Source organism: Staphylococcus sp. Z5-21 (genome assembly GCF_056529615.1).
In genome coordinates this window covers 1,761,723-1,773,173 of the sequence record NZ_CP096462.1, presented here as the reverse complement: position 1 = coordinate 1,773,173, position 11,451 = coordinate 1,761,723, and the positions used below count along the sequence as shown (strand labels likewise).

Genomic DNA, 11,451 nt, shown 5'->3' with positions numbered 1-11,451 from the left:
CTTTTGCATAAGAAGTGAGACATTACAATTTCAATTCAGTCATCTACTCCCCAATTGAAAAAGCGGCTTAGACATCTATTTATGTCTAAGGCGCTTTTCTATTTAATCATTATATTTTTTTTGAACTAAATTTTCAGCTTTTTTGCGATTGGCAAAATGTTTCTTGGAAATAGAATCAAGGTAAGCTATGCCTTTGCGTTCAATTATTTTAGCTGCAGTTAAATCTACTTTATTACTCGCTCCTTTAGGAATGTCTGTTTTAACTGATTGAGTTAAATGATCCATATGTTTAACGAATGCATACCTTGAAATAATACTTGCAGCTGCAATTGCAATGGATTTTGATTCACCTTTAGTCTCAAATTTCGTTTTATCACTGAATGGTAAGTCACTTAAGGCATAACGTTTATAAACACCTGCTTCGGCAAATTGGTCAATAACGATATAATCTAATTCAGTGGTATCAATTTTTTGAGTGACATTTTTAATCGCTTCATTATGCAATACAGCCTTCATCTTAACTTGAGACCAGCCCGCCTTTTGCTTTTCATTATATTTCTCATTATTCATGACCAATAATGAGTGGGGGATAAAGGTAACGAGCTGTTCGGCTAATTCAACAATTTTTGTATCTGTTAATTTCTTCGAATCATCGACGCCTAGCGCTTTCAAGATTTGTACATTTTTATGTGAGACATAGGCAGCACATACGGTCAATGGTCCGAAATAATCGCCACTTCCTGCCTCATCACTACCAATACATTGAAATTGGTTATATGAAATCGTTTGTTTGGTTGTTGAAGCTTTCTTATTGGATGGTTGTGATTTAGTAACATTAGGCAACAACTGTGCAGCGATACGTTCTGCATCCTTGCCTTGAAACATCACTTTGTTTGAATTATATATTGAAATAGAAGTTCCCTTGTATTTTGTTTTTGCTTTCATACCTCGGGATAGCTTTGATGTTTCAAAGGGTATTTTTGACATTAATTGCTGTATATCTGAATTGGTTAATTTATGTACAATATTTGTCATGTACGGTACCTCACTTTTTATATGAATAACTTATGTATTTAGACATTGAACATCATATCATATGTATGTAAGTGGTGTTAGGTGATAAATATATGATATTTTAATTATTGAAAGAAAATTTTAATTGTTATCGATAAAAAATAGCATTAATAACAAATATTTCTTATATAACAATTCTCACCTCTTACAAAATAATATTATGTCGTGTATAATGGTTCGTGAATATTCTAAAATACTAAATTACATACTTAATTGAAACAAATAGGAAAATAAGTTCGGAAATATATTAAAAAGTCAGGAGTTATGATATGGGCGAGTTTAAAAATCGGATTAACGTAACTATAAATGATCAACATTATACTATTGTCGGTGAGGACAATCCCGAGCATATCCGTTACGTTGCGCATTTAGTAGACGAAAGACTCAAAATGTTAGCTAGTAAAAGTGCTGGATTAGATACGACGAGAAAGGCGATACTTACAGCTGTCAATATTATGCATGAAAAAGTTCAATTAGAAGAAGAAAACCTTCGTCTGCAACAAGAAATAAAACAGTTGAAAAATAGTGAAGACAAATGATTTTAGATTTGATTGTTCTAATTATTTTTCTTTATATTGGAATGATTGGTTTTAGAAGAGGTGCTTGGTTAAGTGCTTTGCATTTAACTTCTACTTTGTTTTCATTATGGATTGCACAAAGATTTTATCATCAAATTGCTCAGCGATTAGAATTATTTATACCATTTCCCAAGACACGTGCATTTGATTTGAATTATGCCATTCAATTTGATAATATACACCAACGATTTGATCATATCATCGCATTTTTAATTATTGCGATCCTTACTAAAATCATATGTTATGGTATTATAGTGATTTTCGATAATGTGTTAAAATTTAAGCGTCCTAATGTCATAAGTCGAGTGATTGGTGTGATAATGAGTCTGATTTCTTCAATCATTATCAGTGCTACATTGCTTTACACTATTTCGTTGTATCCATTAAAAATAGTGCAACAACAGCTTATAAGTGGGAAAATCTCAGAATTTTTAATTTTACATATCCCCTATATATCCAACTATGTTGTGAATATATAGCGTGTTATAGATTAGAATGGTCTTATAAAATATAGGAGGTCAGGACACAATTAATTTACTGAATGCGTGCTACAGTAATCTGTCTTGACCTTTTTTTATGGAGTGAAAATAATGACAAAAAAAGATATTATTCAATTACTAGAAAAAATAGCGACTTATATGGAATTAAAAGGCGAAAATACGTTTAAAGTATCTGCATATAGAAAAGCTGCACAAAGTCTTGAAATGGACGAACGTACGTTAGATGAAATTGAAGATGTGACTGAATTAAAAGGGATTGGTAAAGGTGTAGGAGAAGTGATTGATGAATATCGTCAGTCAGGCCAATCAAGTGCATTAGAAGCATTGCAAAAAGAAGTTCCTGAGGGACTTATTCCTTTATTAAAAATACAAGGTCTTGGAAGTAAAAAAATTGCAAAGCTATATAAAGAATTAAATATTGATAGTAAAGAAGCACTGCAAGTTGCTTGTGAACAAGGAAAAGTTAGTGAGTTAAGTGGCTTTGCTAAAAAGACAGAACAGAATATCCTTGAAGCTGTAAAAGCTTTAGGCGCTAAGAAAGAAAAATATCCAATCGATCAAATACGTGGTTTAAATAGTGAAATTAATGACTATTTAGCTACAGTCAAGGATATAGACAAATACGAAGTCGCTGGTAGTTATAGAAGATATAAAGAAATGAGTAAAGATTTAGATTATATTATTAGCACAGATCATCCTACTTCAGTTCAACAGTCATTATTAAAAATGCCTAACATTGTTAAGCAAGTAGCAGTAGGTCAGACTAAGGTATCACTTGAATTAGCTTATGATGATGAAACGATAGGTGTTGATTTTAGGTTAATTGAACCTGCAGCTTTCTATCATACTTTACAACATTTTACAGGTTCAAAAGATCATAATATTAGAATACGACAATTGGCTAAAGAACAAGACGAAAAGGTAAGCGAATATGGTATTGAACAAAATAATGGGGAAATCATTCAATATCAAAGCGAAAAAGAAATATATGAACATTTTGGAGTGAATTGGGTAGAACCTGCATTGAGAGAGGACGGAAGTGAATTTGATAAAAACTTAGATAATATTATCAAATTAACAGATATTCATGGTGATATCCATATGCATACGACATATAGCGATGGTGCATTTAGTATTGAAGATATGGTAAAAGCGAACATTGAGAAAGGTTATGAATTTATGGTGATTACTGACCATTCTCAAAGTTTGAAAGTTGCGAACGGCTTATCAGTTGAACGTTTATTGCGTCAAAATGAAGAAATTAAAGCGCTAAATGAAAAATATAAGGAAATTGATATATACTCAGGTATAGAAATGGATATCTTACCTGATGGTCAATTAGACTATGATGATGAGATATTAGCGAAGTTAGATTATGCCATTGCTGCGATACACCAAAGTTTTAATCAGTCGCAAGAAGAAATCATGCGCAGATTGGAAAATGCTTGCCGTAACCCTTATGTACGCCATATTGCACATCCAACAGGTCGCATTATAGGTAAACGTCCTGGCTATGAACCAGACATAGATAAATTATGTCAACTTGCAGAAGAAACTAATACCATTTTAGAAATTAATGCAAATCCAAAACGTTTAGATTTAAATGCAGATACAGTTAAAAAACATCCAAATATACAGCTAACAATCAATACTGACGCACATCATGTCGAACATTTAGAATTTATGAAATATGGTGTTGCAACTGCACAAAAAGGATTTGTTACAAAAGATAGAGTGATTAATACAATGTCTCGAGAAGAATTTAAATCATTCGTTGAGAATAATATTAAACTGAAGAAATAGAGGGATTAGATGAGACAGAAATCTTTAAATGTCTTAGAATTCGATAAAATAAAAGCATTGATAGAAAATGAAACAATCAGTGATTTAGGTAAAGAAAAAGTTGTAGATATGGCACCAGCAACTGATTTTAACACGGTTGAATTTCAAATGAACGAAACAGATGAGATTTCACAAATTTATAACAAACATCGTATGCCTAGTTTAAGTGGATTAGCTAAAATATCCACGTATATTCATAGAGCGAAAATCGGTGGTGTACTCAGTGTTAGCGAATTAAATGTCATTAAACGCCTAATACAAATCCAAAATCAATATAAAACATTTTATAATAATTTATTAAATGAAGAAGAAACAATTAATTACCCTATTCTTAACGATAGAATGGAACAACTGCCTGTATTGTCAGATTTATATCAAAGTATTCATCAAAAATGTGATACTTATGATTTATATGATAATGCAAGTTATGAATTACAAGGAATTAGAAGTAAAATTTCTAGTACGAATCAAAGAATTAAACAAAATTTAGACAAGATTGTTAAGAGTCAAGCTAACCAGAAGAAACTATCTGACGCGATTGTCACTGTACGTAATGAGCGAAATGTAATTCCAGTGAAAGCAGAGTATCGCCAAGATTTTAATGGTATTGTTCATGATCAGTCTGCTTCTGGACAAACCTTATATATTGAGCCCTCATCCATTGTAGAGATGAGTAACCAAATAAGCCGTTTAAAAAATGATGAAGCGATTGAAAGAGAACGCATCTTATCCGCATTGACAGTAGAAGTAGCTGAAGAAGCAGATGCATGTTTAATTTCAGAGTCAATCATGGGCCAAATTGATTTCTTAACAGCCAAAGCACGCTATGCAAGTTCAATTAAAGGAACCAAACCACAATTTACAAAAGATAGAACAGTTTATTTACCAAAAGCTTTTCACCCATTACTTGATAAGCAAACAGTTGTTGCGAATACAATTGAATTTGCACAAGATATTGAAACAGTTATTATTACAGGTCCAAACACCGGTGGTAAAACAGTTACATTGAAAACATTAGGCTTAATCATTGTTATGGCACAATCAGGTATACTTATTCCGACATTAGATGGTAGCCAATTAAGTATTTTTGAAAATGTTTACTGTGATATTGGTGATGAACAATCTATTGAGCAATCACTTTCTACTTTCTCTTCACATATGAAGAATATTGTTGAAATTTTACAAGATACAACTAAAAACAGTTTGATATTATTTGACGAGTTAGGTGCTGGAACTGACCCGAGTGAAGGTGCTGCACTAGCAATGAGTATTTTAGATCATGTTCATGAAATAGGCTCATTAGTTATGGCAACAACGCATTACCCAGAGTTAAAAGCATATAGCTATAACCGAGAAGGTGTAATGAATGCCAGTGTCGAATTTGACGTCAATACATTAAGTCCAACCTACAAATTATTAATGGGTGTACCAGGACGTTCAAATGCATTTGATATTTCTAAAAAACTTGGGTTAAATATGAAAATCATTCAAAAAGCAAAATCAATGATTGGCCAAGATGAGCAAGAAATTAATGAAATGATTGCTTCATTAGAATCTAATTCAAAACGCGTAGATGAACAACGTATCGAGTTAGATTATTTATTAAGAGAAGCACAAGATACACATGATGCTTTAGCAAAACAATATGAACAATATCAAAATCATGAAAAACAATTGATGAACGAAGCAAAAGAAAAAGCGAACCAACGTGTGAAATCAGCTACAAAAGAAGCTGACGATATATTAAAAGAACTGCGTGAATTGAGAGACCAAAAAGGTGCCGATGTAAAAGAACACGAGCTCATTGATAAGAAGAAACAACTTGATGATCAATACGAAGCCAAATCCCTAAAACAAAATGTTCAAAAGAAAAAATGGGATGAAATCAATGCAGGTGATGAAGTTAAAGTGCTAACTTATGGCCAAAAAGGCGAAGTTTTAGAATTGATTGATCATAATGAAGCGGTTGTTCAAATGGGTATTATTAAGATGAAATTACCATTAGAAGACTTAGAAAAAACGAAGAAAACGAAATCGGAACCAACGAAAATGATTAAACGAGAAAATCGTCAAAGCATTAAAATGGAACTCGATTTACGTGGCTATCGTTATGATGAAGCAATGGTTGCTGTAGATCAATATTTAGATCAAGCTGTATTAAGCAATTATGAGCAAGTTTACATTATTCATGGTAAAGGTACAGGTGCATTACAAAAAGGTGTGCAAAATCATTTAAAACGACATAAAAATGTGGCATCATATAGAAACGGTATGCCGAGTGAAGGTGGATTTGGCGTTACCGTTGTAGAAATAAAATAATTGTGAGCAAGAGGTATGCAGATTTGTATAAAGTCTGTTATAATTTCTTCATCATTTGAAATTTAAGGAGGATTGGCAGTTATGGCAATCGTAAAAGTAACAGATTCAAACTTTGATGAAAATATTCAATCAGGGGTCAATTTAGTAGATTTTTGGGCAACTTGGTGTGGTCCATGTAAGATGATTGCTCCAGTATTAGAAGAATTAGCTGGTGACTATGATGGCAAAGCTAATATTTTAAAACTAGATGTAGATGAAAATCCATCAACAGCTGCTAAATTTGAAGTTATGAGTATCCCAACTTTAATCGTTTTTAAAGATGGCGAACCAGTTGACAAAGTTGTTGGTTTCCAACCAAAAGAAAACTTAGCTGAAGTAATCGAAAAACACTTATAATAAATTGGGCAACTTTCTGGGACATTAATCTTGATTAATGTCCCAGTTTTCAATTTATAAGCATATCAATCAATTGAGAAACATTGCGAAGCTATTTTATAATATAAATAAATGTAAATTAAAACTACGTTGATATCATATAAAACCAAGCTATTTATTGAAAAATCGAACTATAAAATTTTGTGTGAAAGGAGGAGGACAATTTATGGAAACATACCAAGAAAAAATTAAGCAGAAACTGACAGTAGTACCAACAGAGCCCGGTTGTTACCTAATGAAAGATCGAAATGATCAAATTATATATGTAGGTAAAGCAAAGAAACTTAGAAATAGATTAAGATCTTATTTTACTGGTGCGCATGATGCGAAAACCACAAGACTTGTCGGTGAAATTCGAAACTTTGAATTTATCGTAACATCCAGTGAAACTGAATCGCTACTATTAGAATTAAATCTTATAAAACAATATCAACCGCGTTATAACATTTTATTGAAAGATGATAAAAGTTACCCTTTTATAAAAATAACGAAAGAAAAATATCCAAGGCTCGTTGTAACGCGAACAGTGAAAAAGGGAAGTGGAAAATACTTTGGACCATATCCCAATGCATATTCAGCACAAGAAACAAAAAAATTACTAGATCGTATCTATCCGTTTAGAAAATGTGATAAAATGCCTGACAAATTATGCCTTTATTATCATATTGGCCAATGTTTAGGGCCTTGTGTGTATCCAGTAGATTTAGAAAAGTATGCTGAAATGACAAAAGAAATAACGGATTTTTTAAATGGAGAAGACAAAACAATTTTGTATAATTTAGAGCAAAAAATGCAAGAGTCAAGTGAATCACTAGATTTTGAACGTGCCAAAGAATATAGAGACTTAATACAACATATCCATAACCTTAATAAAAAACAAAAAATCACATCTTCTGATAATACGATTAGAGATGTGTTTGGTTACAGTATTTCTAAAGGATGGATGTGTATTCAAGTATTCTTTATTAGACAAGGTAATATGATTAAACGAGACGCAACGATGATACCGCTCCAACAAACAGAAGAAGAAGAGTTCTATACATTTATTGGACAATTTTATGATTTAAATCAACATATTTTGCCTAAAGAGGTACATGTACCGAAACATTTAAATAAAGAGTTGATACAATCCGTTGTGGACACAAAAATTGTACAACCACTTAAAGGCAAAAAGAAAGATATGGTTGATTTAGCAAATCATAATGCAGAAGTTACGTTAGAAAATAAATTTGAACTCATTGCAAAGGATGAATCACGCACTGTTAAAGCGATTGAAGAGTTAGGCGATATAATGGGTATACAAACGCCTATAAGAATAGAGGCTTTTGATAACTCTAATATCCAAGGTGTAAATCCTGTGTCTGCAATGGTGTCTTTCATTGATGGTAAACCAAACAAAAAAGGTTATAGAAAATATAAAATTAAAACAGTTGATGGACCCGACGATTATAAATCAATGCGTGAAGTGGTACGCAGGCGATATACACGTGTATTAAATGAGGGCAGTCCATTACCAGATTTAATTATTGTAGATGGTGGTAAAGGCCACATGAGTGGTGTTATTGATGTCCTAGAAAATGAATTAGGTTTAGATATTCCCGTTGCCGGATTGCGTAAAAATGATAAGCACCAAACGTCAGAAATTTTATATGGAGAGCAAGCAGAGGTTGTACCTATGAAAAAAAATAGCCAACCATTTTATTTGTTGCAAAGAATTCAAGACGAGGTGCATAGATTTGCAATCACTTTCCATAGACAAACAAGACAAAAGACAGGATTACAATCTGTTCTAGATACAGTTGATGGAATTGGTGCCAAACGTAAGACTAAATTATTACGTACATTTGGGTCAATTAAGAGAATGAAAGAAGCAAGTGTAGAAGATTTAAAAAACTCTGGTCTTCCCCAAAATGTGGCTGAGAATCTTCATCACGCCTTATCCAATAATTCATAGATATAACTTTGTGGCATGAGAATCATTCTCATGCCCAATTTCTATTTAATTAGTGTTACAATAACAAATAACAGGAGTTCTTTTTTTACAAGTATATGGAAGCGTTTTCTAATTGAGAATGTTCTCAACAGCCTTTTATTTAAACTGTAAACTACAACGTCTAAAAAATGCAGTGATGTTTAAATAATTATGCAATGTTATTGTGTTGTAAAAAACATACGTCACAAAAAAATCATTGTTCATAAGGTTTATATGAAAATTGCCATTACTTTGTACGGTAAAAAAAGAAATCCAAAAAAATTATCTGTTTCACAGGGGGGACTTCCTTTTGGCATATTCGAAAAATCAATTCTATTTAAGACGCTTACATTCTTTGCTAGGCGTAATACCAATAGGTGGATTCTTATTAGTTCATTTACTTGTTAACCATCAGGCAACACAAGGTGAGGCCGCGTTTAACAAGGCAGCTGGATTTATGGAATCTATACCTTTTTTAATTGCAGTGGAATTTATCATTATTTATATTCCAATTCTGTATCATGCGGTTTACGGCGTACATATTGCCTTTACGGCAAAGGAGAATGTAGGGCATTATTCTGCATTTAGAAACTGGATGTTTTTACTACAACGTGTGACTGGTGTCATAACATTTATCTTTGTAGCAATTCATCTATGGCAAACACGTATCCAACGTGCGTTAGGACATGAAGTGAACTTTGACATGGTTCATGACATTGTGACGAATCGATTTTGGTTAATTTTTTACATTGTATGTTTATTAGCAGTAACATTCCACTTTGCGAATGGTTTATGGTCATTCTTAGTTACTTGGGGTGTTTTACAATCTAAAAAATCTCAACAAATTTTCACTTGGGTTTCACTTGTTGTATTCCTAGTTGTTTCTTATATCGGAATCAGTGCAATCTTAGCATTTTTATAAAGAATTATAACTAAGTTTCATATATATTTGAGGGAGTGACATATATGGCAGAGAAGAAAATTATTGTTGTCGGTGGAGGACTTGCCGGTCTGATGTCAACAATTAAAGCAGCAGAACAAGGCGCACACGTTGACTTGTTCTCACTTGTTCCTGTTAAACGATCACACTCTGTTTGTGCACAAGGTGGTATAAACGGAGCGGTAAATACAAAAGGTGAAGGGGACTCACCATCAGTACATTTAGATGACACTGTATATGGTGGAGACTTTTTGGCAAATCAACCGCCAGTTCAAGCAATGACGGAAGCTGCACCAAAGATTATCCATTTACTAGACCGTATGGGTGTAATGTTTAATAGAACTAAAGAAGGTTTATTAGACTTTAGACGTTTTGGTGGAACGATGTACCACAGAACAGCGTATGCTGGTGCGACAACTGGCCAACAATTACTTTATGCTTTGGACGAACAAGTTCGTAGCTTTGAAGTCGATGGTTTAGTTACAAAGTATGAAGGTTGGGAGTTCTTAGGTATCGTTAAAGATGACGATAATATGGCGAGAGGTATTGTTGCTCAAAATATGACAACATCAGAGATTGAATCATTTGGTTCAGATGCAGTCATTATGGCAACAGGTGGTCCTGGTATTATCTTCGGTAAAACGACTAACTCAATGATTAATACAGGTTCAGCAGCTTCTATTGTATATCAACAAGGCGCAATGTATGCAAACGGTGAATTTATTCAAATTCATCCGACCGCAATTCCTGGAGATGACAAACTTAGATTAATGAGTGAGTCAGCACGTGGTGAAGGTGGTCGTATTTGGACATATAAAGATGGTAAGCCATGGTACTTCTTAGAAGAAAAATACCCTGATTACGGTAACTTAGTACCTCGTGATATTGCAACGCGAGAAATCTTTGATGTATGTGTTAACCAAAAATTAGGTATCAATGGTGAAAACATGGTATATCTAGACTTATCACATAAAGATCCACATGAGTTAGATATTAAACTTGGTGGTATTATTGAAATTTATGAAAAATTCACTGGTGATGACCCTCGTAAAGTTCCGATGAAGATCTTCCCAGCAGTTCACTATTCAATGGGTGGTCTATACGTTGACTACGATCAAATGACAAATATTAAAGGTTTATTTGCAGCTGGTGAGTGTGATTATTCACAACATGGTGGTAACCGTCTTGGTGCAAACTCATTATTATCAGCTATATATGGTGGAACAGTTGCAGGACCAAATGCGGTTGAATACATCTCAAATATCGAAGATTCATATACAGATTTAGATCAAAGTTTTTATGAAAAACGTGTACAAGAAGAACAAGAAAAATTTGATCACTTACTGAATATGAAAGGAACTGAAAATGCGTATAAACTTCACAGAGAACTTGGTGAAATTATGACAGCGAATGTCACAGTTGTTCGTGAAAATAAAGCGTTATTAGAAACAGATAGAAAAATTGTAGAATTGATGGAACGCTATCAAAATATAGATATCGAAGATACGCAAACTTGGAGTAACCAAGCGGTATTCTTTACACGTCAATTATGGAATATGTTAGTGCTTGCAAGAGTGATTACAATCGGTGCATACAACAGAAATGAGTCTCGTGGTGCGCATTATAAACCAGAATTCCCAGATAGAAATGATGAAGAATGGTTAAAAACAACACTAGCTACATATCAAGGTAAAACAGAGGCGCCTAAGTTTACTTATGAGCCTGTAGATATTAGCTTGATACCACCACGTAAACGTGACTATTCTAGTGTTTCAAAAGGAGGTAAATAAT

The 11,451-nt window shown here is 33.1% G+C and carries 9 protein-coding genes; 8 read left to right on the top strand and 1 reads right to left on the bottom strand.

Annotation, left to right across the window (positions count from 1 at the left end; genetic code table 11):
* Window positions 1–102 precede the first annotated feature (102 nt).
* Window positions 103–1,035, bottom strand: coding sequence for a ribonuclease HIII (gene rnhC / locus M1D64_RS08860; protein WP_069838037.1), 933 nt, complete (start codon window positions 1,033–1,035; stop codon window positions 103–105).
* Window positions 1,036–1,343: 308 nt separating this feature from the next.
* Here rnhC and zapA point away from each other — a divergent pair, with 308 nt between their 5' ends.
* The 8 genes from zapA to sdhA all read left to right on the top strand — a co-directional run bounded on the left by zapA (window position 1,344) and on the right by sdhA (window position 11,450).
* Window positions 1,344–1,613: a cell division protein ZapA gene (gene zapA, locus M1D64_RS08855; RefSeq protein WP_002483638.1), complete on the top strand. Its 270-nt coding sequence runs from the start codon at window positions 1,344–1,346 to the stop codon at window positions 1,611–1,613.
* Window positions 1,610–2,131: a CvpA family protein gene (locus tag M1D64_RS08850; protein WP_041080344.1), complete on the top strand. Its 522-nt coding sequence runs from the start codon at window positions 1,610–1,612 to the stop codon at window positions 2,129–2,131. The genes zapA and M1D64_RS08850 overlap by 4 nt, the downstream gene beginning before the upstream one ends.
* Window positions 2,132–2,242: 111 nt before the next feature.
* Window positions 2,243–3,955, top strand: coding sequence for a DNA polymerase/3'-5' exonuclease PolX (gene polX, locus M1D64_RS08845; RefSeq protein ID WP_069838036.1), 1,713 nt, complete (start codon window positions 2,243–2,245; stop codon window positions 3,953–3,955).
* A 9-nt stretch (window positions 3,956–3,964) separates the two neighbouring features.
* Complete coding sequence (locus M1D64_RS08840) at window positions 3,965–6,313, top strand: endonuclease MutS2 (RefSeq protein WP_041080347.1); 2,349 nt, start codon at window positions 3,965–3,967, stop codon at window positions 6,311–6,313.
* Between the two features lie 81 nt (window positions 6,314–6,394).
* Window positions 6,395–6,709: a thioredoxin gene (gene trxA / locus M1D64_RS08835; RefSeq protein WP_002483634.1), complete on the top strand. Its 315-nt coding sequence runs from the start codon at window positions 6,395–6,397 to the stop codon at window positions 6,707–6,709.
* Between the two features lie 205 nt (window positions 6,710–6,914).
* Window positions 6,915–8,702 carry an excinuclease ABC subunit UvrC gene (gene uvrC, locus M1D64_RS08830; protein WP_069838035.1) on the top strand — a complete coding sequence of 596 codons (1,788 nt, stop codon included), beginning with the start codon at window positions 6,915–6,917 and terminating at the stop codon, window positions 8,700–8,702.
* Between the two features lie 328 nt (window positions 8,703–9,030).
* Window positions 9,031–9,642, top strand: coding sequence for a succinate dehydrogenase cytochrome b558 subunit (locus M1D64_RS08825; protein ID WP_069838034.1), 612 nt, complete (start codon window positions 9,031–9,033; stop codon window positions 9,640–9,642).
* 44 nt (window positions 9,643–9,686) lie between these two features.
* On the top strand, window positions 9,687–11,450 hold the full coding sequence (gene sdhA / locus M1D64_RS08820; RefSeq protein WP_002483631.1) for a succinate dehydrogenase flavoprotein subunit: 1,764 nt from the start codon (window positions 9,687–9,689) through the stop codon (window positions 11,448–11,450).
* The last annotated feature ends 1 nt before the right edge of the window (window position 11,451 follow it).